The organism is Carboxylicivirga sp., assembly GCF_982718395.1.
In genome coordinates this window covers 86,996-111,368 of record NZ_CEXQWX010000005.1, presented here as the reverse complement: position 1 = coordinate 111,368, position 24,373 = coordinate 86,996, and the positions used below count along the sequence as shown (strand labels likewise).

Below are 24,373 nucleotides of genomic sequence, written 5' to 3'. Positions count from 1 at the left end.
CTGGCACTCATTATTATCAAAAAATCTAAATTTAAAAAGCAATGAAAACATTGAATCTAATAATTCATAAAAACCATTTATTACGCTTTAGCTTCATTACCAGTTTAATGATTTTGCTATCTATGCAATTGTCTGCACAAGGCATGTTTGAGATGAAAGGAATCCCCGATATTCCTTGCTCTCCACTCATTGGAAATATTGAAGGCAGAACAACCCAGTCGTTAAATGGTACTTGGAATGCTATGATTGACCCAGTATCGGATAAGGATAATCTCCTAGGCAAACTCTACGTTCCATATATTGTAAAGAATCATCAGCCGCAAGCTGGAGAACTGATGGAATTTAATCTTGAAAACGGTACCACTCTACAGGTGCCCGGAGATTGGAATACCCAGGACGACCGTTTATATTTCTACAATGGTAAGGTTTGGTATAAAAGAGATTTTCATGTTACCAAAAAAGACGACAAAAGGTACTTTTTATATTTCGGTGCTATCAACTACAAAGCACATATTTTTGTGAACGGAACCCAAGTGGCAAGCCACATCGGAGGATATACTTCTTTTAATTGCGAAGTAACTGAAGCTTTAAAAGATGGGGAAAACCTTTTGGTTATTAAAGTTGATAATACCCTGACTGATGATGAAATTCCAACTGCTTCAACTGATTGGATGAATTATGGTGGTATTACTAGGGATGTTTACGTTGCCGAATTACCAAAAGCTTATATCCAAAATTATAAAATCCAGTTAGCTAAAGGAAACACAAAACTTATTGAAGGTTCAGTTAAAATTGATGGGGCAACTGATGGTACGGTTAGTATAAAAATACCTGAATTGAAAATTAAGAAATCGTTTACAGTTAAAAATGGTGAAGCAACAATTCAATTTAAAGCTACTCCAAAGCTTTGGTCGCCGAAAAGTCCAAAACTTTATAATGTAGAACTAACTTACGGTGAAGAGACAGTAAAAGACCAAATAGGATTCCGTACCATTGAGGTAAAAGACAGACAGGTAGTAATAAATGGAAAGCCTATCATGCTGAAAGGTATTTCTATTCACGAAGAAGCTATCGGAACCGATGGTCGTGCATATAGTTACGCACATGCAGAGGAATTACTTAAAAAATCGTTGGAACTAGGCTGTAACTATGTCCGTTTGGCACACTACACACACAATGAACATATGGTAAAGGCTGCAGATAAATTAGGCTTAATGGTATGGGCAGAAATACCTGTTTACTGGAGCGTAAAATTCGAAAAACCTGAAGTTCTGGAAATGGCTAAAACACGTATGTCGGAAATGATTTTAAGAGACCAAAACAGAGCCAGTATCATTTTTTGGAGTTTGGGTAACGAAACCCCTGTTAACGATGCAAGAAACACATTCTTCAGAAATTTAAATGCCCACGTAAAAGGCCTTGACAATACGCGTTTAACAACAGCAGCACTGGTATTTGGTGAGCATGAAATAATGGCCATGTCCAAAGATTATTTCTTCCCTACTTTGAAAGGGCAAAATTTCGATACATGGGATCTTCATATCCATGATCCACTTGCAGAGATTGTTGATGTTGGTGGTATAAACCAGTATTTTGGATGGTATTATTCAGGTTTCTTAGCAATGGGAGCAAAAATTCCTCACGCACAAGCTAAAAAGGTAATGCTTGATAATATGGCCAAGGTACGTTTACATGTTCCTAACAACAGACCTTTTGTATTTAGTGAAACCGGAGCCGGTGCTAAAAAAGGATTGAGAGCTAAACCGGAAGACATGCTTATGTTTAGCGAAGATTTCCAGGCTCTTGTATATGAAAAACAAATTGAGATTTATAAAAACCAGGAAGGTATAGTAGGTATGTCTCCATGGGTTCTTAAAGATTTCCGTGCTACTTTAAGACAACACCAGGGCATTCAGGATTACTTTAATCGTAAAGGTTTGATTGATGATAACGGTCAACCCAAAAAGGCATTCTTTGTACTTCAGAAGTTCTATAATGAGAACTAAGATCGAATATTCTTAAAAAAATGGTGGGGTGAATTTTGGGTGGAGAGCAATTCGTTGTTCTTCACCTGGAATTTACCATTTATAAAAAACATTGAGATGAATAAAATAAAACTTTTCCTGTCTTTGCTGCTTTGTGTTTTTGCATTAAACATACAGGCCCAAAGAGCAGTCATTAATTTTAACGAAAACTGGCATTTTAGAGGTGGTTCTGTTTCCGGGTTCACCATTGATGAACCGGTAAACATACCACATACCTGGAATGCCGAAGACACACGCGATGGTATTAATTATTACCGGGGTGAAGGTGTGTACACAAAAACATTTGCCGCCGATGCGGCCTGGCAAGGTAAACGTGTTTTTATCCGGTTTGAAGGGGTAAACAGCGTAGCCAAAGTGTTTATCAACGATAAATTACTTGGTGAGCACCGCGGAGGATATTCTGCCTTTATTTATGAGCTTACCGACAAATTAAAATATGAAGGAACAAATATCCTTAAAGTGGTGGCCAATAACGAGGAAACTGAAGATGTGCTTCCATTGGCAGGTGACTTTAATATTTATGGAGGGATGTACCGTCCGGTAAAAATATTGGTTACCGAACAGCTTTGTATTTCACCTTTAGATTATGCTTCTCCGGGAGTATATATCTCTCAAAAAAAAGTATCGGAAAAGTTTGCAGATATACAAGTAGATGTTAAATTCTTGAACTATCGTGATAACTTGCAGGAAGCTTCGGTAAACATTGCCATTAAAGATAAAGACGGTGTTGTTGTAGTTCAAAAAGCATCAGATATTGAGGTAACAGGTAAAGAAGGGGTGCACTCTGAGCTGTTCACTATTAACAACCCGATTCTGTGGAACAGTCGTCAAAACCCATACATGTACCAGGTGTCTACACAGCTTATTTCAAACGGTGAGGTAATTGATGAAGTGGTTGAACCTATGGGACTTCGTTATTTTTCAGTAGACCCGAATAAAGGATTTTTCTTAAACGGAAAGTCATTTCCTTTATATGGAGCAAGCCGTCACCAGGATCGTGAAGGCATTGGTAATGCACTACATTACAAGCACCATAAAGAGGATATGGATTTTATGCTCGAAATGGGAATGAATTCTACACGCCTGGCTCATTATCAGCAATCTGAAACCATTTACGATTTGTGCGACTCTGCCGGACTTGTAGTATGGGCCGAGATTCCCTGGATTGGTATGCCTGCAACCTTGGGAGGCATAAATGGTTATGTAAATTCAGAAGCTTTTCATAACAATGCCAAGCAGCAGCTTTACGAGTTAATTCGCCAGAACTACAATCACCCGTCTATCATGTTTTGGGGTATCTTCAACGAAATTCAGAATCATAAAGAAGATGAGGCCATACGGCCACAAAAGCTGATAGAGGCTTTGAACGACATTGCAAAAGCAGAAGATAAGCAACGTTTAACTTGTGCTGCCAGTATGCTTAAACCCGAAGAGGATATCCACCACTTTACTGATGTCATATCCTGGAACAGGTATTATGGCTGGTATTATGATGAGCCCAGCGGTATAGGTACTTTCCTTGACGAAACACACGAGAAAAACCCGGAATGGAACATAGGTATAAGTGAGTACGGAGCCGGAGGTGCCATTTCGCAACACTCACAAAAACTAAAAATGCCAAACCCTATGGGTAAACCTCACCCGGAGGAATGGCAAAGTTATTACCATGAGGAACATTATAAAGCATTTGCAACACGACCATTTGTATGGAGTGTGTATATCTGGAATATGTTCGACTTTGGTTCGCATTTCCGTCGTGAAGGTGAGCACCATGGTGTAAATGATAAAGGAATGATTTCCTTTGACCGCAAAACAAAAAAAGACGCTTTCTTTTTTTATAAAGCTAACTGGTCAGATGAACCTGTGCTGCACATTACTTCAAAGAAACATATTTTCAGGGATGATAAAATCACACCGGTAAAAGTATATACCAACCTAAACAGTGTAACACTTACCGTAAACGGAAAAACGATTGGAACAAAATCTCCCGAACACGGAATCGTCACCTGGGAAGATATCAAATTAGAGAAAGGTAACAACGGAATAATTGTAGAAGGCGACTTAAACGGTAAAAAATATACTGACCATACCGTATTTGTTATCGACACTGCATTGGGTGAAACAGTGGCTAAGGTTTATGATTTCGTTATGAAGTCGAAATTAGTTATAGCTATTCTGCTTATTGTTGCGGTATTACTATGGTATTTGGGTTGGCGCAGAAAAAGCATTAATAAATGGATTCGTCTCATTTTCAAAGTGCTTTTTATACTTGCTGTTTTGGGCATATTGATAACATTTGGTTTAGATATGCTTTTTAGAGCAATGTTTGAGTAATTCTTGATATAAAAAGGAATTACAAATTGAGATTAAAATAAAGAATCTAAACAGATGAAAAAAATGATGTTATTATTTGTGGCCGCGCTAAGTTTAATTGGAGCTGCAAATGCACAAAAATTGGAAGTTAATATTACAGATATTAAAAATAACAAAGGCCAGTTTGTAATTAAGGTATATGATACCAGTGAGGCGCGGAATAAGGAAGCTCCGGTATTATTGAAAGAGTTTTCAAAAACAGATGTAAAGGATGGGATCTTAAACCTTAAACTGGATTTGAAATATGGAACATACGGTTTGAGTTTGCTCGATGATGAAAACTCTGATGGAGAGATGGAAAAGAGTTTTATTGGTATGCCAAAGGAAGGTTTTGGGTATTCTGATTTTTATCTTACTAAATTAAGCAAACCGGCATGGGAGGACTTCGAATTTAAATTTAGTCCTGAAAAAACATCTGTAACTGTTAGAGTAAAGTATTTGTAGATAATAATTATCAATCACTCTGTCTTTAGAATTTACATTGAATTCACGTAATTTTAGTTGAGTTTGAATAACGTCAAAAAAACGTTTTTGCCGGGTCATTCTTAACAGTTGACGGAATGAAGTATTAGTAACATTTCCCCTTAATAACGCCGTTACCTGTTAGCTGAAAGTCTCAAATCTTTGACACACCTAAATTACTAAAGGAAATGTGTAATTCTTAAGACCTTAACCTGCGCCAGGAATTCGACAACTGCTATTCCTGGTGCAGATGTATAATCACCAAACATTCCCTTACCGTGCTTTCTTCAATATCTAAGCATGATATTAATTTAATAAGGACAGCTGATCAAACCTGACAGGTCTTCCAAAGAATCATTTAACCGGGTCTTCAAAGAGTTCACTGGCTATAGCCCTTCTGTATACCGTAAGCAACTACAGTAATTGTCACTTCAATTACAATTCTAATTAAAACACTTGTTGGTATAATAAAGATGTTTTTGATGCCATAATGAAATCGTTTTTATGAAGCCCATTTATTTTATGAGTCCACCATAAAACTGTTACAGATGAATACTCAACAATAATTTGCGGGTGATGGCTTTCGGTCTCTGCAATATCTGCTATTGAGTTTGTAAATGAAATGGCCTGAATAAAGTTATTGGTATGAAATACCCGTTTCAGTTTATGAACATTCGAATCAACAATCAATTCCCAACCCTCTACTTCTGACATTAATGTGTCAATTTCATTAACTGACAACATTTTAGCATTTACATTACATGCTTCGCAATTTTGTTTAGATAATTGATCCATATATAACCTCCTCAATATTTTTAAGTTCGATTAGATTTTGAAATAGAAGCTGATTCATTAATTGAATAACGCGCTCCTTTCTAATAAAGTAATTTTATAACGCTACTGTCAAGAATGGATACCATTTTTTTAGCTATTTTCTCATTAAACACCTCACATTCAAGTGAATTATGGCACTTTAGGATTTACTAGTTAATCAATGAGTTAATCTGGAATCATAATAGAAAATAAATATCAAGACACCTGCCCTATAGAAATAATCCGGTAAAACGAAATAAAGTAGGTTCATTACATGTAATTTTAAGTCCCATAATGTATTGTTTTCATAGTAATGCTGTTTAGTTTTGAAGCTGGTAACTTAAACAATCATTCGTTATATAGGTTTACATTTAAAACTATACTTGAAATTATAAAAGTAAAAGAACGTGGATTTAGTTACTCAAACCGTATTAGGAGCCGGAGTAGGAGAATTAGTTTTAGGTAAAAAGGCAGGAAATAAAGCTATATTTTGGGGTGCCATAGGTGGCATAATTCCGGATTTGGATGTATTATTTACTTCTTTTTTTAGCGAGGTAGACGGACTATTTGTGCACAGAGGCTTTAGCCATAGTCTGATTTTTGCTTTTATACTTGCACCCATGCTGGGATGGCTAATACACCGTATTCATCGGAAAAAGATGAATATCACCAGGCGCGAATGGACGATGCTTATATTTTGGTCAATTTTCACCCATCCTATTTTAGATTATTTTACAGGGTATGGTACAGGTGCTTTCTTCCCGTTTTCTAACTATAGAGTAGAATTTGGTACCATAGGAATAGTGGATCTGTTTTATACAATTCCGTTTATATTGGCCTTATTGATTATTCCATTTTTAAGGAGAACAGCACTCCTCAGGCGAAAACTTATTCTCGCAACCATTTTTATAAGTTCATTTTATTTGATTGGTACTGTTGGAAATAAAGTATATATAAATAGTGTGTTTAAAGAAGCATTCACAAAGCACCAAATTTCGTATGATCGATTTAAAACTGTCCCTTTGCCCTTGACCAACTTCTTGTGGATGGGAGTTGCTGAAACAGATACAGGTTATTACATGGCTCTGCATTCAAACTTTGATTCTGATATACCTATCGATTTTATGTATATACCTCGTAATGAGAATAAACTCAACACTATTGCCGATAACAAAGATTTGAAAAAACTAATACGCTTTACTAAAGGTTATTACCATGTAAATGAAGATAAAAACGGACTATATTTGGCCGATCTTCGTTTTGGAAAAATGGGTACAGGAGAAAACGCTGATTTTATTTTTAAGTTTTATCTGAAAGACAAAGAAGGCCAGGTAGCTATCCATCAAGCAAAAGAATCGAGAGGCATTGAAGAAAGTGAATTTTCAAACTTTATTGAAAGAATAAAGGGCATTTAATAATCCTTTCAACAAAGGATATTTATAAATTTATAAAAACGGTGCAACACGACTTGTGTAGTTTGTCTTTCGGAATAATGTAAAGGAAATTGCTTTTCAAAGAATATCAAGCAAGTTCCACGCCAAAGATAGATCTTTAATTAGCAAATAGCTGGTTCGAGAGATAAAGGTAGTTGAGCACCTCCATCTGAAATTTCACATATGCTTCTGTTAATTTGAGTTTTCCGTCTATATACTTTTCCTGTCGTTTATTAAGCAGGAAAACAGAGCTTTCACCATATCTGAACTTTTCATTCTCACCGTTGAGCAAACGCTCATAGTTAGTTGCATTTTGCTCATAAATGGAAATTTGCTCTTTAAGTATAGCTTGCTGTTGCCAGCTTGCTTCCGCCTTGTTGAATAATTCATTTTTCTTGTACATCAAATCAAGCTCCTGCTCCTGAATTCTTAGCTTTCCTTTTTTCACTCCTGCCCTTTCACTCCTGAGAAATAAAGGCATTGAAAAGCCAATACCCAACTTATAGTTAGACAAATCAAATTCATGAATATTGATATTATCTGAAGTTGTTAACAAAGCATTGTATTTGACTTTTAGTTTTGGTTTTAGCTTTTCTCGTTTAAGGCGTTGCTCAATTTCTGAGATGGTTAATTTATTGATGACTGATAAAATTGCAGGATGCTTGCTGATTAATACCGAATCAAGTTTAACCAGTGTATTGCTATATAGTGTCTTATAATCCTCCGGTTTAACATCGGCTTGAAGAAGAAGTGGTTTCGATTCAAACCACAAATAATTTTCAACTGTTTGCCTGGCTTTTACAAGGTACATATCATTTTTATTGAACAAGCCGATGGCTTCCTGGTAAGCGATGCTTGCCTCTAGCGTATCCATAGCTGTTTTTTCACCCATATCAAAGGCATTGCGTGTATTCATGTAATTACTATGAGCAATGGCTATATTTTCGCTTAGCACCTCCATCGAATAATGATACATCTGCCAGGTGTGATAAGAATAGAGTGCATTATAAAGTAAGTCGTTTAAAAGTATGTTCTGCTCATTTTGCGAAAGGTGTTGGTATTCTCGTGCCTGGCGAATAGCAGTGTTCCGTTCATTAGTCAGCAAACCATTAAGTACATCCATCTCAACTCCAAGGTTCCACAGTCCATATTCATTTGTTTTATTTTCAGGGTTAAGGTATTGTCCATCGGTATTCTCGTAACCGCCACTGAAGGTAATACCCAAACTTGTCGGAAATTTCAATTTTGTTTTTAGCTTTTCATAGTAGAGTTTATCATCTAATTCTTTGCTGCTCCAACTGGCGTCTATGGTTGGATCAAGCATTCCTTTGGCACTCATCAATTGGGCATCGGCATACAACAGTTTTAATCGCGCTTTTTGAGCTACCGGATGGAACCCCAATATATTATCAACATACTCCTGATAACTCAATACAAGACTATCTCTTTGAGCAAATGCAGTAAAACTCATGCTGAATATCAATAGTATAATCAGACCTCTTTTAATGTTAGCCAACTTCATTTTATGTTTTACGATTACTGCAGTATAAAGCATTTGATTAAAACCAGATTGTGATTAACGAATAACTACTTAATTGACCGAATTGGTGCTTTTAATTTGAGTTCATCATTTTCCTTTTTAGGTTGATAGAAGTCAGCAGGAAAGCCATTTAGTTGACGCCACAACTCATACCATACCGAAACTTCGTTGAGTAAAATAAACGCTTCTGCCCCGGCTCCAACTCTCAACTGCTCCGGCCATTGTTTTTCAGTTTCATCAGGACTAATCAGTATTCGATAATACCCATTGTCACTAATAAACTGATCAATCGCTACGATGGTTCCTCCGAACACACCAGTTGATGATTCAGGCCACCCACTGATAACTATCGCCGGCCATCCGTCAAACCGGAGACGCACATGATTACCTTTATGTAACAAGGGTAAATCATTGGGTTTTAAATAAATCTCAACAGCCAAATCATACTCATCAGGAACAATAATTGCAATATCGGCACCTGCATTCACCGTTTCACCAAGTCCTTTTTTTATAATCTTGGTAATGTATCCGGTTTGTGGCGCAGTGATGTAATAAAATTTTTGACGCTCACTATAGTTACTTAAGGTGCTTTCCAATTTTGATATGGTAGCCACCCCTTCCATTTTGGTCGATATAGCCGTTTGCAAATCAGATTGTGATTTGGCTAGCTTATCAGCATACTCCTGCTCTATCGCGAGCAATTCGATATTTAAAATACTCAAAGTATTCTGTTGATTAAGCAATTTGTTTTGCTGTACACTGACTTTGGCTTCCGCTTCTTGCAGTTTGTATTGTTTTTCCTGCAGTTCAGATAAGGATTTCAGGCCTTTATCATAAAGTTCTTTTGTTCGTTCATACTGGTTAGCTGAAATATCCAGGTTGTTTTTGAAAGCCGATAAATCAATGCTATCCATACTAATTTTGTTTCGAGCCTGTTTCACCTTCTGATATGTTTGCCGTCGCTTTAACTGGTAGGCTTCTTTAAGCGCATTGTATTGTTTTTTGAGTGCTTCAATCTTGATATCATAAGAAGCCAGACTCTTATTTTTAGCATCCAATTGTTCGCCGGTGCGTTCTATAAGGTTAGGGTCAAAATATTCGCTCTTCACATCTGTAATAAAAAGGATAGTGTCGCCTTTACTCACATAATCACCCTCGCGAACAAACCAGTTTTCTATCCGTCCTGAAATAACTGATTGAATAGCTTGTGGATGTTGTTCTGGCTGGCGGGTAGTCACATAGCCTTTCGCGCCAATATTTTGCGTCCATGGTAAAAACAATCCAATCAATAGTACGACAAAGCAACCGAGCATAACATAAAGAGGTGCTTGTGTTACCTGACTTTTCTTTACAAGGTCATAGGCCTTAAAGTCACTTAGATGGATAAACTTATTTATGCTGTTTTTAGAAATATTCAACATGGCTCAAATCATTATTGGTTTAAATCAATGGTACGATTGCATTTTTTCTGCCAATAATTAAAATCAGATACCACTATAACTGTAGCCTTAAATGCATCTGATGTGAGATAATCAATAATCCTGATTTTTTCTGATTCCTCAAGAAATTGAAGTGGTTCTTCCAGCAACAGTAATTTAGGTTGATGCACAAGAATTCGGGCAAGTTGAATCCTTTGTATTATACTTCTTGGCAACCTTCTTCCTCCACTGTCTATAGTAGTATCGATACCATAGGGTTGATAATTAAGAAACTCCTCAAGTTTTAGGAATTGAAGAATCTCATTGATCTCATTTTCTGAAAATTCCCTTCCCATCAGAATGTTGTCTTTTATACTTCCTTCAAATAGTTGATTGGTTGGTAAATTCACGCCAATCGAAGCAAAGTAATTATCCCGATCATAATGAGAAAGAGGAATGTTATTAATCAGTAATTCACCCTTTTTAATGGTATACAACCCTGAAAGCACTTTAGTCAGAACCGATTTACCGCTGCCTGTTTTCCCATTAAGCACGACTTTCTCATTCGGTTTTATCTCAAATGATAAATTATCGATGACAGTTTTATTCTCTTTGGGAAAAACAACTGATACGGAGCGCGCAGATACCGATAAACCATTGTCACTATTAACCGTAATCGTTCCGCTATTTTTGTCTAATTCCAGATCGGTTATATAACCAATCTTTTCAAGTCCGGTAAGTACATCATAAATGGTTTCAACAAGCCTTATTACTTTCTCAACAGAGCTGATAATTAGAATAATAACAATTTCAGCAGCCACAAACTGACCTATATTTATCTTTTCCTGGAAAACAAGTATACTTCCCAGAATTAGTAATCCGCCAGCAATAGTCAATTTAAATGCAATAAATAGCCAATACTGTCGTAAAAGTACTTTAAAGTGTTTTTGACGAGCTTCGAGGTAACTTTCAACACCTTCATCTGCAAGTTTTAAATGTAAGCGATCTTTATTGAAAATTTTAAAACTGGCATTTGTTCTCGCTATTTCTTCCAACCAGTGAGCTAACTTGTATTTGTACTTACTTTCCTCAAGACTGGTAGCTAACCCCTTAGCACCTGTTAACTTGTATATAATCCATAATATACTGGCCAGTATAAAGCCAAGAATTACAAAATAAGAACTATAGAACGTTAATAAAATAAGTCCGAAAAATATCTGAAACAATGCCAATGAAAAGTCGATTAGGATTTTTGGTAATCCTTTTTGCAAAGTTAGAGTATCAAAAAAACGATTGACCAGTTCAGGAGCATGAATGGTGTCCAGCCTGACAAAAGCAATTCGTGGCATACGGTAAGCAAACTCAAATGCCGAACGAGCAAACAAATCCTGCTGTACATTCTCAACCAAAAGCAGTTGTAAAACCTGAAGAATACCAGTTAAAAGGATACCTACCAGAACAAAGCCAACTAAAATAAGCCACGCAGAGGTTAACTCACCAGTTTGAAGGTAGTTAATAATGGCTTGTATACCAATTGGCAGGGTCAGGTTGATGATACCAATAAAAAAGGCATAAAGATATATCTGCTTTAATACAGACTTATACTTGATCAATAAGTTAAAGAGTCTCTTTGTGGGTTGAGTTATCATAGCACTTATCCAACTTTAATTTGGTAACATTCACACTTTAAAACATTATAAAGAGCGCTTTGTTTGGAGCTACCTAACTATAACAGCAAGTTCAATTCTACTAATTGAGCAAACAACTGTAGAAGTTGTCAGTGCAGAAGCACGTTAGCTCTTCTCACTCTGTTTAAGTTTAACCAATTTTAATTAAACAAACTTCTTTTATCTGGCGTTTCCTTTATAAAAAGCCTATGAAACTGTTGGAGAAAATACTAGTTCCTGTAAAAGTCAATAAGATGGCAAATAATCAATTGGATATGGCCGTTGAACTTTCTAAAAAGTTTGGTTCCAAACTGTTCCTACTCCATGTTCTTCCTTCAGAAGCCCGTTCTCAAAACGTCAGAATACTAATAGAAGAGTATGTCGATAAGGATTTTGAGAAAGTAATTAATTATGTTAGTGATAAAGGCGTTTCTGTTCAGAAAGTAATAAGATATGGAAACATGTTTGAACAGATTCTATCTACGGCTGAAGAACAAAACGTCAACCTAATTCTTATACCTAACGATTTTCACTTAACGGATAATAATCAGTCTGTTGATTATTTGGTTGAGAAACTCATTCGCAAATCAGAAAAACCGGTTTGGGTTGTTAAAGAAAATTCACAAGGAGTCCCCGCCAGAGTGCTATGCCCAATCGATTATTCTGATGCATCAAGACGGGCCTTGACCAATGCTATAAAAATAGCACGCATATTTAAAGCAAAATTGTTTGTTACCAATGTATTTGAGTCACTTGAAGATGTATATTCACTGCGTTATAAAGTTGATTACGAAGAAGAAAATGCTGCTCTTGAGCAAGAAAACAGAGACAATTTTGCTGCATTTATCAAAAATTTCAGTTTTGTAGATGTTGATTATGAGCAAGTCATATTAAAAGGTAAACCATATAAGAAAATCATCGAGTTTGCAAGTGATAAAAAGGCGGATGTTTTATTTATTGGAGCCACCGGTAAAACCTTTTTCCAACGCCTATTACTTGGTAGTGTCACCGAATTAGTCATTCGTGATTTACCTTGCTCAGTTGTTATTACCAAGTCTGAGAATATCCTCAATCTTAAAATAGAAAAGGACATATCTGATATTGAGCGCTTGATGGATAATGCAAAAAATCTTGAAGAAGCAGGCTTTTATGAAGATGGTATTGAACAATTAAAGCTTTGCTTAAAAATTAACGATTTGCACCTTCCTGCACTTTATGCCATTGTTAAACTCTACCAGAAGATTGGGAAAGAAGATCTTGCAAAAACATTTAATCATAAAGCAGAGGAAATACTTAAACGTTTATGGAATAAAAAAATAGAATTGGAAATTCGGAGAGGTTTGGATTAAGATCAGCCTTAATCTAATTATTAAATACAATAGTCAAATAAATAAGGAATTCCAACTAACAAGCAGAGCTATATTTGAGCGGCATTGCTTAGCGCAGGTTATAAGTTCTTTTTATTACTTTGTCAACTTATTTACCAGAAATTGGAAGTTTAACATTCAGCAGTCCCCTACTCGACGTAATTTGTAATTACTCCTTACCTATCTTGCGGTTTACAACTACCTTTTAAATTAACCGCAGTAAGTTCATTGATTCATTTTAACCTGCCAGATATAAGAATAAGCTTACAAACTTATCCGTGGAAAAAATATAAAGATTCGTGGAATATTTTAGTTGCTTAACAGGCATAAGGTTATTTTTGGGCTCATTTTAATAATAGAAGTAATCTTTTACCTAAATATCACACAAACGAATATGATTAACAAACTGTACTCTTTTGCCATCGTGCTGAACTTTATGTTCTTTGTAACGCATGTGGCTAGTGCTCAACACGAATTTATTACAACCTGGAAAACAAACAATCCCGGAACTTCTAGTTCAACAGAAATCACCATACCTACTATGGGTAGTGGTTATAATTATGATGTAGACTGGAATAACGATGGCATTTTTGATGAAATTGGATTAACTGGCAACGTTACTCATGATTTTGGTACGGAAGGAGAATACACCATCCGTATCCAGGGAGATTTCCCCCGGATTTTTTTTGATGGAGGTGGCGACAGGCTTAAAATACTATCTGTTGACCAATGGGGAAGCATTTCATGGTCCAGTTTTCACAGAGCTTTTAACGATTGTAGCAATCTGATTGTCAATGCTACAGATACACCAGATTTAAGTGGTGTAACATCGTTATCTTTTGCATTTGCAGGTTGTTCCTCAATGACAGGAGATCTTAGTCTGTGGGATGTGAGTAATGTAATAGACATGTCTTTTACATTTATAGGTGCTGGTTCATTTAATTGTAATTTAAGCAGCTGGGTCACAAGTTCGGTAACTACCATGCAATCTATGTTCAGGGGAGCAAGTTCGTTTGATCGGAATATTGGTATGTGGGATATCTCACAGGTTACCAATATGGACAAAATGTTTTACAGCCATAACGGCATGTCAACAAGTAATTACGACAAGACCTTAATCGGCTGGAAAAACCAGCTGGTTCAACCCAATGTGGTTTTTGATGGAGGTGATTCAGAATATTGTCATTCAGAATCTGCCAGAAACGCTTTAATGAAAGATATGGGATGGACCATAACAGATAATGGCTTTAACAGTGAAGGGCAGGAATTTATCACCACATGGACTGTTAATTCTTCGGGAACAAAGATTACTATTCCTACTTACGGCACTGGCTATAATTATGACGTAGATTGGGATAACGATGGTAAATATGATGAAACCAATATTACCGGAGATGCAATTCACAATTTTATGAATGAAGGTACTTATACAGTCAGGATCAAAGGTGAATTTCCGCGTATTTATTTCAACAATTCTGGCGAAAAAGATAAAATTACTGATGTTGTTCAATGGGGAACCATTGACTGGTACGATATGGAGAATGCCTTTTACGGATGTTCTAATCTGAATATTTCGGCTACTGATGCTCCTGATTTATCAAGGGTTACAGACATTGACAATATATTCAGGGGTTGCTTATTATCCACTTGTAATATAGGTAACTGGCACGTGAGCAGTATTACATCAATGAAAGCTGTCTTTATGGATTCATTCGAATTTGATGCAGATATATCTTCTTGGGATGTAGGTAATGTAACAGGTATGTGGGCTATGTTTTTGGGAACCAAATTCAACCATGATATTAGCAATTGGGATGTAGGTGAAGTAAGAGACTTTTCATTAATGTTTCAGGATGTACATGAGTTTAACCAGGATATAAGTAATTGGGACGTATCACGTGCTCAAAATATGTATCGTATGTTTTACGATGCCACATCATTTAATCAGGATATAGGCAGTTGGGATGTAAGTGAAGTTACCAATATGGGAGGCATGTTAAGAGGAGCTTCTTCTTTCGACCAGAATATAGGTAATTGGAATATAGGAAACGTGACAAACATGACCAGCATGTTTAGAAGTGCTAAATTATCAACCCAAAATTACGACAGTCTTTTAACAGGTTGGCATAACAAGTCACCTCAATTTAATGTAGTTTTTGATGGTGGCAATAGTACTTACTGCGAAAGTTCCCTTGATAGAGATGCTTTAGATGGTCCTTATGCATGGACCATAACTGATGGTGGAATGGATTGTAGCTACCAACACTTTGTTACTACTTGGAAAACAGATAACAGGGGCATATCAGGAGAGACGGAAATTACCATCCCTACTACCGGATCGGGTTACAATTATGATATAGACTGGAATAACGATGGTGTATTTGATGAATTTGGCATCACGGGATCTGTTACCCACGATTTTGGTGAAGCTGGAACTTATACCATCAGGATTAAAGGAGATTTCCCTCGTATTTACTTTGGAAATGGTGGAGATAAAGAAAAGATACTTGACATTGAACAATGGGGAACAATTGAATGGGCTAGTATGGAAGCTGCATTCGATGGTTGTTGGTATATGGTAATGACAGCAACGGATGTTCCTAATCTTTCTAATGTAACCAGTTTTAGGAATATTTTTAGAGAGTGCCGCGTTTTTAGTGGCGACCTGAGTAATTGGGATGTAAGTAATGTGACTAATATGTATGGAGCATTTCTGGATGCTTATGCTTTCAACGAGGATATATCATCGTGGGACGTAAGTAATGTGACTGATATGTGGAACATGTTTGGGAAATCAGATTTCAACCAAGATATCAGCAACTGGAATGTAGGACAAGTCAGAAACTTCTCAAAAATGTTTGAAAGGCTGGAGGATTTTAACTGTGATATAAGCGGTTGGAATACCAGCAGGGCAACCAATATGTCAGAAATGTTTAACCAGGCAACCTCATTTGATCAGAATCTAGGCAATTGGGATATCACCAACGTTACAAATATGACTGACATGTTTAACGGAGTCAAACTCTCAGATGCTAATTACGACGCATTATTAATTGGATGGTATAACCTTGGAACCATCAATTTTGATATTTCGTTTAATGCCGGCAGCTCACAATATTGTGAGGGGAGCACTGCACGTGAGGTTCTGATTAATACATATGGATGGACAATAACAGATGGCGGATGGGAAAGCAACCCTCCTGTACCTGATGCAGAAACTTTACCTGACTTTGTTGCTGAATGCGAAATAATCGCTGTAAAACCACCTTTTGCAACAGATGATTGTGCATCATCAGTAACTATTACCAATGATGGTACTTTCCCAATTACATCACCGGGTACAACTGTAATTACCTGGACCTATGACGATGGTCATGGAAACACTTCAACTCAAACGCAAAACTTAATTATTAATGACCAGATAGCCCCTGTTCCTGGCATAAGCAATCCTATTTCCATACGAACCTTATGTTCCTTAACACCCAATGCACCAACTGCAACGGATAATTGTGATGAAGGTAAAATATATGGAACAACGGATACCGAATTTCCTGTTACAGCAATAGGAACAACAGAGGTGGTATGGACTTTTACGGATTCAAATGGTAACACATCTCAATTTTTACAGAACATTATCATAGATGGCTTAGATCCTGATATTTACCTTAAAAATGATCAGCAAACATTAACAACAGATGAATCTAAAGTAACCTATCAATGGGTTGACTGCAACAATGCTAACCAGCCAATTGACGGTGAAACTAATTCATCATTTACACCAACTGTCAGCGGAAATTATGCAGTTGAAGTAACATGGTCAGAAGGATGTTCTTATATGTCAGATTGCATGTATGTTGATATACCTGAGGTACCAACAGGGCTAAGCAATGATATATTTGATAATGTATCCATATCTCCAAATCCAACAAATGGTTTGGTTAATATTACCCTTGAAGGCCTTAGAGATGTAACAATTAAGGTTAGAAATATTGGTGGTCAGATAGTTTACTTTGAGGATAACATTAATGCTTCTACTCATAGTTTCACTCTAAATACAACTCCTGGATTATACTTTATTGAAATAATGGCAGAAGGGAAAAAAGAACTATTTAAACTAATAAAAGAATAGTCATGGTACCATCATAAAATGGTAAATAACAAATTATTTGAAACATGATAGCCAGCTAAAAATATTAATCTATCCCAATTAATATTTTTAGTTGGCTATTTTCTTGTTATACGAAAACCGAACATCCAGAAACATACCCTAGTTCTACTTTCTACAATACCTATGTAAGTTTCATCGGGTACAATAATGTATTCTGTTCAAACTAAAAATCCCTTGGCAAAGCAGACATGCCAAGGGTGATATTATCAGCAGTAAGTTGGTTAATTTAATCGTCCTACTTATTAATGAAAACCTTTAGTTTAACATGGACTTGAAGGTGCAAAAATATGATGCTCATTAAGATGATAACATGATATTCATCACTCAGTGAAGTTTTGTTGAATAAAGCCTACAAAATAATTAACAAAAACAATCACTACTCCACCTCTAAAAAGGTTTTAATGGCACCCAGATAATATTCATTCCACCCTTCTACAATGTCATCGTAAGTTTCAGCAGGTATATTGGTATGCAGTAGGTCTATCTGTACCTTACCACCGCCCTGCTGAAAGAATTTTATGGTGACGATTGATTGCGCTTCTTGATCACCAAAGTACCACTCTTGCACAATCTTCTTTTCTTCTTCGACTTCTAAGACACGCCCTACAATATCCCCTTCCCACAAAGAAAATTCTGAATTGAGTTCTTTACTCATCACTGCCGGATAGCCACTCCACAATTCAATCGTAAAAGGATTAATAAAAGCAGCAAAAGCATCTTCCATTTCAGCCTTTACCTTTATGCGAGTTTTAAAGTCTTTACTCATTATAGTCTATTTTTATGCAAAGGAAAGGAAAAATGAGGAACTGAGGAATTGCTTATTTGTTTATTTGACGAATTGCATAATGGATCATTATCTTTCAGGCTAAGGCATTACAAAGGAATATGCACCTCCACTTCTTTACGTCTCATATTTTTTTCTTCAAAGCGTTTACGCGTCATATGATAAAGCAAGCCTTTGAATTTTCGGGCATTGTACGAACACATTTCCACACATCGGGCACAGGCAATACAGGCTTTTTTATTGGTTTTCTTTGGATTATATAGATCAATAGCTCCCACCGGACATAAACGAGCACAGGCTCCGCAATAATTACAATTCGAGTTGACTTTGGCAACTAAAGGAACTTCGCCTGCCGGTAAATTGGGGTGATAACCTTTCAGTTTGCATTTGCCATCGCTTGTTAGTCGGGCATGCTGAACACTCTGTTTGCCAAACTGACGAGCTTTATCCAAATCTTTTTTATCAGGTCGCCCCTTAGCTACTTCCTGAAATATGGAATGACGAGCAATAAAAGCACCTGAACTTATTGGTGTAAAATCACAATCACTGCAAATCTGAATCAATTCATCCAGCGTATACTGGTAATCATTGTTTCCATAAACACAGGTCACCACCACTCTGGCTCCATTCCCATTGATCTGTTTTAAATGCTGACGAGCCAATGCCGGTACCCTCCCGAAATAGACAGGCACACCAACCACCGCAATATCATTTACATCAATGTTAATATCTTTTTGGATTCCCTGAGTAATATCGTGAATGATGACGTTATCAGATATACCAAAAGCAATTGCTTCTACTACTTTTTTGGTTGATCGGGCCGGACTAAAAAAGATGGCATGTACCTTTTTTTTGCCAATTTTTGGTGAGTCTGTTTGTTGTAACATTGGTATTCCAATACTTTTATCTACATCGATAATTCGATGGCAAAAGTATAGGTTGATCATTTCCCATAAATTGATCAAAGTCACATTTGGAGATGTTACAAAACAGGTGATCCTTAATTATCCTTCTGAAAAAAAGAACTTGCTATCGCGTTAAGCAATGCAAGTTCCTTGTCCAAACCATTTCTGATACAGTCTAAATCCCGAGTGCTTTTATTAAATCAGCCACCCGGTGTAAGTGAATTTTTGATATATCTCCAACCTTTTTTCTCAACACTTCATGTTCTTTAAAATATTGATGTTCTTGGGTAATAGGAAAATCCTTGTTATAAAACTGCAACTCATTCTCCTGAACTTTTATAAGGTTTACCAGTTTTTGTAGTTGCTCACTATGCTCGTCCAATACCATCAATTCAACAGTATTGAGTTCGGCAATATACTTCTCATCTTTTACTTCTTCGTTTCTGTTTTTGAGAATCTCAATTTCCTTTACAAATAGACTCAGACGATTTTTCCACATCTTGTACTCAAAATCTAAGTCGATTAAATTAATTTTTCCCCCTTTCATAGTGTACGGCTTTTATTGTTAGCCTAAAAAAGTTAGGAAAAAAGAAAAACAAATGCAGCTTTTAAGGGCATTATTCTCTTTCGTTTAAAAAAAGAACGAGAGTATTTAAACAATATGAATTGAGTTACAAGTCACTATGCAATAACAACCCGTAATCTTTTCCAAAGTCAAAACCATTAAAAAAGGTAAAGAGAAAATGCAAAAGGATATTTCCGGTTATCTGATCAGATAAAGTGTATCTGGAAAATATCACTCAAACCAATTACTCATATTAAAAGCTGGTAGCTGTCCCGTTTTTTCATTAATAACTGGCACTTCCGCCCATAAGGCTTCCGGAAAGTATTGACCAAGGTATTGCTTTAAGACCTTTGCCGAATCGGCTGTTATTTCAGGTTCCGTCACCGGGTAATGATTATAAACCAAACCATATAATGACATATTCCTGTTTTTCAATACCTCAAGAGTTAAGAGTGTGTGGTTAATAGAACCTAACCGACCGGATGTTACAAGGATAACAGGGAAGTTATGCCTTTGAATAAAGTCAGCTACCAATAATTCTGAATTAACAGGTACCATCAAGCCACCTACCCCTTCCAAAAGTACTGTTTCGTATTTTTTTTGAATGGCTGAAATAGCTCCATCTAATTTGTCTTCTGCAATTTTGATTCCCTCCATTTCCGCCGCCAGATGTGGACTGGCCGGAAATTGAAACAGATAAGGACAGGTAAGACCTATTTTATCATCCTCCAGTAAATCCATTTCCATCAGACGACGATGTACCAAAATATCTTCTGAAACCTCTTCACAGCCTGTTTGCGACAACTTCATAGTTATCACATTTCTCCCATGATCTTTTAAGTATCTGGCCAACAATCCGGTTATAATTGTTTTACCTGCATCGGTATCAATAGCTGTTATAAAATAGGTCGACATGTTATTTTTTTTTAAAAATCATTAGATACGGATGGTAAGTCAGAGGATAACCTTCAAGTTGTGCCAATTCTTCATAGGCACTTATAAAAGCATGCATCTGCCCTTTACCCCACCGACAGTGGCTTACGCTATTTACACCGGTGTATCGCATATGCTTCAAAATGTCCATTGGCTGATTAAACCACATGGACTGCTGCCACTCTTCAAAAGCAAGCAACTCAAATTGCGGTGAGGCTGCCTCAACAATCTGTTCCTTTGTTTTGTAATCAATCCCATTGCCGGTAATTTGCCTGATTTCCCGATAATTATCCGGTCCAAATGTGGAAACAATGAGATAACTGTTTGGATTAAGCAAGTCATTAAGCTTTTTAAAGAAAGTGCTTAGATGGCTAATCCATTGGATGGTTGCCCCCGACCAAATACAATTCTGTCCGTCAGGTAAATCAACCTGCTCGGCATCACCACCAATAAATTGAGTTTGCACAACCTGGTTATTTAATATCGGGGAAATTGTGGTATACGTATTGTCCACCAAATCGTTAAAGTTGTATTTCCCCACTGTAAAATGCTTAACAATTTCTTGTGTCAGCAACCCTGTTCCACATCCAACCTCCAAAACTTCACTTAGCTTAGAAGGCACATAGCTGCGAGCCAGATTCACCAATCTGGTGGCCATTGCTTGTTGCACAACAGCATGACGGTCATAAGTTGAAATAGCCGCTTGAAACCGCTTTTCCAGTAATGCTTTATCTACTTTAAACCTCTTTTTTTCAACACATACATCTGCTAACATAGCATTACTTTAAATGGATAATTTCGTTCCAATCCTTGAATTCATAAAAGCAAAAATGACCTTGATTCAATTCAATAAGTTCAACCTGGCCTTGCCAATAATTAAGCTGATGAACTGCTGAAAAAATCAGATCGTCCTTTCCTACAATTGCCCTTTGATAAAAGTCATCCTTAAGCTTTTGCACCTTAAAATGCTCCAGCAGCAAAAACAACTCATTCTTGACTTCATCAAATGAACGCTGCGGGTAATTGCCTTCGAATTTGCTCCAATCCTCACGTTTAGAAAACATCCGCCTGTGAAATTTCTGAAGATTCTTATCTGACAAGCCCGATAAAGTACCCAACGCAATTGGCGCCGGTATACCAAAATCTTTATCTACCGGATAAATGGTTCCATTAACAGCGATGGTCTGTTGTAACTTATCTTTAAGAGGGTACAAAGCTTGTTGTGCAACCCACACTCCAAAAGACCAGGCTACAACGGAAATGTTTTGATAGTTACTAATGGCCTTCAACACGTCAGTTGGCAATGTCAAGTCGCGATAATCGTATAACATGATCACGTCACTATCCTGACATGTAATATTTTGAAAAGGTCGATCATCACAACTCCACCCATTAAAAAATAGAATTAACTTATCATTTTCATTGTCGTGTAAGAAGATATGTTTCATTGTAATTATCGTGTACGGTTTGGTATTAATGGCATTAATTGCCCTAAATCTTCCTGAATCATATTAGCCATTAAAGATATTCGAAGACGTGCTGTACCAACAGGTACTGTTGGCGGACGAATCGGAAATACCAGAAATCCTTCCTTCTGCAAATGCTCAGCCAATTGAACTGCCATTTTATTATCACCAATCATCACTGGCATAATGTGACTATCGTGAACCGTATAACCCTTCAACTTCAATTCTTCAACAACATATGCTGATAGTGCTTTTAGCTGCTTCCGTTCCATTTTGAAATCAGACATCCGCTCAATTATAAATCGGTTCCAGGCCATATTAACCGGGGGTAAAGCAGTCGTGTAAATTAAAGTACGTGCCTTATTCACCAATAACTGCTTCAGGTTATTTGTTAGTATCGCGAAAGCTCCAACAGAAGCATAAGCTTTACCCAAAGTGCCTACAAGTATATCAATCTGTTTGGTTACCAGCTGCTCTTCACACAGACCAAGACCTTTATTGCCCAAAACACCCACTGCATGAGCTTCATCTACATAAAGAATGCAATCAAATCGTTCTTTAATATCCACCAGTTGTTGAAGATTATTAACATCGCCATCCATGCTAAATACCGACTCAGTTACAATGAACACCCGATTAAACAAATGACGCTTCTTTTTCAATATAGTTATCAACTGATCGTGGTCCATATGACGATAGCGTATATGTTCTGGCTGACTTAAACGGATGCCATCGATCATACTCGCATGACACAGTTTATCCGATAATATTAGGTCTTTCTTATCTGTTAAGGCAGGCAATATTCCCATGTTGGCATGGTAACCACTATTGAAGAACAAGGCTGCTTCAGCCTCATATATTTGAGCTAACAAACTCTCAACCTCATCGTACAAATGGGTATTACCAGTTAACAAACGTGATGATGACGCTCCAAAGGTGAATACGGATGTTTCTTCGATTTCTTTCAAAAATTGATCTTTCAGTACTTGATTATTGGCCAGTCCCAGGTAATCGTTAGAAGTGAGATTCAGCATCTTTCGTCCCTTATAAGAACAATATGCACCTGATTCTTGCTCGACTGTTCTCAGTTCACGCATCAATCCCTGCTCTTTTATTCGGGTTAATTGTTTATCAAATGTCATCTCTCTCCTTCCCTTTTAACAACCTTGTAAACAGCCTCGCATAATTTGGTTAACTCCTCATCTGTAATAATAAATGGTGGCATGAAATAAACATTTTTGCCAAATGGACGTACCCAAACTCCAAGTTCCACAAAATGCTTTTGAACGGCTGTCATATCAACCGCTTGCTTTAACTCAACTACTCCAATCGCACCTAAGCAACGAACATCGCTAACATTATGCAATTCTTTACAAGCTTCCAGTCCCATTTTCAGCTTGGCCTCAATGTGCATTACTTTATTCTGCCAGCCAGAATTTAGAAGCAATTCAATACTTGCAATAGCCACAGCACAAGCCAGTGGATTAGCCATAAATGTTGGTCCATGCATAAACACACCTGGCTCTCCCCGACTGATTGTTTCGGCCACTTTTGTTGTTGTTAACGTAGCGGCAAAACTCATATAACCGCCGGTAATAGCCTTACCTAAACACATGATATCCGGTTCGATGCCTGCATGCTCACAGGCAAACAACTTACCTGTTCGACCAAAGCCTGTCGCTATTTCATCAGCAATCAATAAAACCTTGTATTGATCACAAAGCTGCCTTACCCCTTTTAAATAATCTGAAGAATAAAACCACATACCTCCAGCCCCCTGAACAATCGGCTCAAGTATAATCGCGGCTAGTTCCTGATGATGCTTTTCAAGAATGGCTTCCATCGCAGCCAAATCATTTTGCACTTTATCCTCTCCAAATCGACAATTGGGCTGAGGAGCAAAAAACTGTATTGGTAAAGCTTTATTAAAGATATGATGCATGCCTGTTTCTGGATCACAAATGGACATAGCATTCCAGGTATCTCCATGATATCCTGAACGAATCGTAGCAAACTTTGATTTCTCGCTCTTTTGTTGTGCTATCCAATATTGCAAAGCCATCTTCATGGCTACTTCAACCGCTACTGATCCTGAATCGCAATAAAATACTTTTTGCAATAATGGTGGCGTAAGTGCAAGTAACTTCTCTGTTAGCTTAACAGCCGGTTCATGCGTCAGGCCACCAAACATGACGTGCGACATTTGTTTTAACTGCTTCTCAACAGCCTCATTCAATACCGGATGATTATAGCCATGAACAGCTGCCCACCATGATGACATACCATCAGTCAATACACGACCATCCTTCAAACGAATGGAGCATCGCTCCGCCGACTCTACCGGATAAACAGGTAATGGTTCTGTCATTGAGGAGTAAGGATGCCAGATATGATTGCAGTCAATATCAATTAGCTGGTTTAAGTCCATTGTAAT

The 24,373-nt window shown here is 37.1% G+C and carries 18 protein-coding genes; 6 read left to right on the top strand and 12 right to left on the bottom strand.

The genetic code is table 11. The features are described 5' to 3' along the window. Positions 1-41: 41 nt before the first annotated feature. The 3 genes from AC4MRQ_RS02375 (at position 42) to AC4MRQ_RS02365 (ending at position 4,862) form a co-directional block, all read left to right on the top strand. A complete protein-coding gene (locus AC4MRQ_RS02375; protein ID WP_491196033.1) occupies positions 42-2,006 on the top strand; it encodes a glycoside hydrolase family 2 protein in 1,965 nt (654 codons plus the stop codon). Positions 2,007-2,102: 96 nt separating this feature from the next. Continuing rightward, positions 2,103-4,379 (top strand): glycoside hydrolase family 2 protein, encoded by a 2,277-nt coding sequence (locus AC4MRQ_RS02370; RefSeq protein ID WP_491196032.1) that lies wholly within the window; start codon positions 2,103-2,105, stop codon positions 4,377-4,379. Between the two features lie 63 nt (positions 4,380-4,442). Continuing rightward, entirely contained in the window at positions 4,443-4,862 is a 420-nt protein-coding gene (locus AC4MRQ_RS02365) for a DUF2141 domain-containing protein (protein WP_491196031.1), read from the top strand. Positions 4,863-5,327: 465 nt separating this feature from the next. On the opposite strand, the gene AC4MRQ_RS02360 is transcribed toward AC4MRQ_RS02365, so the two are convergent. Then, positions 5,328-5,675, bottom strand: coding sequence for a 4a-hydroxytetrahydrobiopterin dehydratase (locus AC4MRQ_RS02360; protein ID WP_491196030.1), 348 nt, complete (start codon positions 5,673-5,675; stop codon positions 5,328-5,330). Positions 5,676-6,100: 425 nt separating this feature from the next. On the opposite strand from AC4MRQ_RS02360, the gene AC4MRQ_RS02355 reads away from it, so the two are divergent. After that, a complete protein-coding gene (locus AC4MRQ_RS02355; protein WP_491196029.1) occupies positions 6,101-7,108 on the top strand; it encodes a metal-dependent hydrolase in 1,008 nt (335 codons plus the stop codon). 136 nt (positions 7,109-7,244) lie between these two features. Here AC4MRQ_RS02355 and AC4MRQ_RS02350 read toward each other — a convergent pair whose 3' ends face one another. The 3 genes from AC4MRQ_RS02350 to AC4MRQ_RS02340 all read right to left on the bottom strand — a co-directional run bounded on the left by AC4MRQ_RS02350 (position 7,245) and on the right by AC4MRQ_RS02340 (position 11,733). Beyond that, a complete protein-coding gene (locus AC4MRQ_RS02350; protein ID WP_491196028.1) occupies positions 7,245-8,642 on the bottom strand; it encodes a TolC family protein in 1,398 nt (465 codons plus the stop codon). Positions 8,643-8,713: 71 nt separating this feature from the next. Then, the gene (locus tag AC4MRQ_RS02345; RefSeq protein WP_491196027.1) at positions 8,714-10,087 is read right to left on the bottom strand and encodes an HlyD family secretion protein; all 1,374 of its coding nucleotides are present in this window, start codon (positions 10,085-10,087) and stop codon (positions 8,714-8,716) included. Between the two features lie 11 nt (positions 10,088-10,098). Then, positions 10,099-11,733 carry an ATP-binding cassette domain-containing protein gene (locus AC4MRQ_RS02340; RefSeq protein ID WP_491196026.1) on the bottom strand — a complete coding sequence of 545 codons (1,635 nt, stop codon included), beginning with the start codon at positions 11,731-11,733 and terminating at the stop codon, positions 10,099-10,101. Between the two features lie 227 nt (positions 11,734-11,960). On the opposite strand from AC4MRQ_RS02340, the gene AC4MRQ_RS02335 reads away from it, so the two are divergent. Together AC4MRQ_RS02335 and AC4MRQ_RS02330 are read left to right on the top strand one after the other, a co-directional pair. Beyond that, positions 11,961-13,100 carry a universal stress protein gene (locus AC4MRQ_RS02335; protein ID WP_491196025.1) on the top strand — a complete coding sequence of 380 codons (1,140 nt, stop codon included), beginning with the start codon at positions 11,961-11,963 and terminating at the stop codon, positions 13,098-13,100. Between the two features lie 412 nt (positions 13,101-13,512). After that, positions 13,513-17,247: a BspA family leucine-rich repeat surface protein gene (locus AC4MRQ_RS02330; RefSeq protein ID WP_491196024.1), complete on the top strand. Its 3,735-nt coding sequence runs from the start codon at positions 13,513-13,515 to the stop codon at positions 17,245-17,247. A 415-nt stretch (positions 17,248-17,662) separates the two neighbouring features. Here AC4MRQ_RS02330 and AC4MRQ_RS02325 read toward each other — a convergent pair whose 3' ends face one another. From AC4MRQ_RS02325 to bioA, 8 genes are all read right to left on the bottom strand, one after another. Beyond that, entirely contained in the window at positions 17,663-18,052 is a 390-nt protein-coding gene (locus AC4MRQ_RS02325; RefSeq protein WP_491196023.1) for an SRPBCC domain-containing protein, read from the bottom strand. Positions 18,053-18,159: 107 nt separating this feature from the next. Next, on the bottom strand, positions 18,160-19,017 hold the full coding sequence (locus AC4MRQ_RS02320; protein WP_491196022.1) for a 4Fe-4S binding protein: 858 nt from the start codon (positions 19,015-19,017) through the stop codon (positions 18,160-18,162). 133 nt (positions 19,018-19,150) lie between these two features. Beyond that, complete coding sequence (locus AC4MRQ_RS02315; protein ID WP_491196021.1) at positions 19,151-19,522, bottom strand: hypothetical protein; 372 nt, start codon at positions 19,520-19,522, stop codon at positions 19,151-19,153. Between the two features lie 249 nt (positions 19,523-19,771). Then, positions 19,772-20,455, bottom strand: coding sequence for a dethiobiotin synthase (gene bioD, locus AC4MRQ_RS02310; protein ID WP_491196020.1), 684 nt, complete (start codon positions 20,453-20,455; stop codon positions 19,772-19,774). A gap of 1 nt (position 20,456) precedes the next feature. Further along, positions 20,457-21,248, bottom strand: coding sequence for a malonyl-ACP O-methyltransferase BioC (bioC, locus tag AC4MRQ_RS02305; RefSeq protein WP_491196019.1), 792 nt, complete (start codon positions 21,246-21,248; stop codon positions 20,457-20,459). A 4-nt stretch (positions 21,249-21,252) separates the two neighbouring features. Then, entirely contained in the window at positions 21,253-21,921 is a 669-nt protein-coding gene (locus tag AC4MRQ_RS02300; protein WP_491196018.1) for a DUF452 family protein, read from the bottom strand. A 5-nt stretch (positions 21,922-21,926) separates the two neighbouring features. Next, positions 21,927-23,081 (bottom strand): aminotransferase class I/II-fold pyridoxal phosphate-dependent enzyme, encoded by a 1,155-nt coding sequence (locus AC4MRQ_RS02295; RefSeq protein WP_491196017.1) that lies wholly within the window; start codon positions 23,079-23,081, stop codon positions 21,927-21,929. Beyond that, on the bottom strand, positions 23,078-24,367 hold the full coding sequence (gene bioA, locus AC4MRQ_RS02290; RefSeq protein WP_491196016.1) for an adenosylmethionine--8-amino-7-oxononanoate transaminase: 1,290 nt from the start codon (positions 24,365-24,367) through the stop codon (positions 23,078-23,080). The genes AC4MRQ_RS02295 and bioA overlap by 4 nt, the downstream gene beginning before the upstream one ends. Positions 24,368-24,373 lie beyond the last annotated feature (6 nt).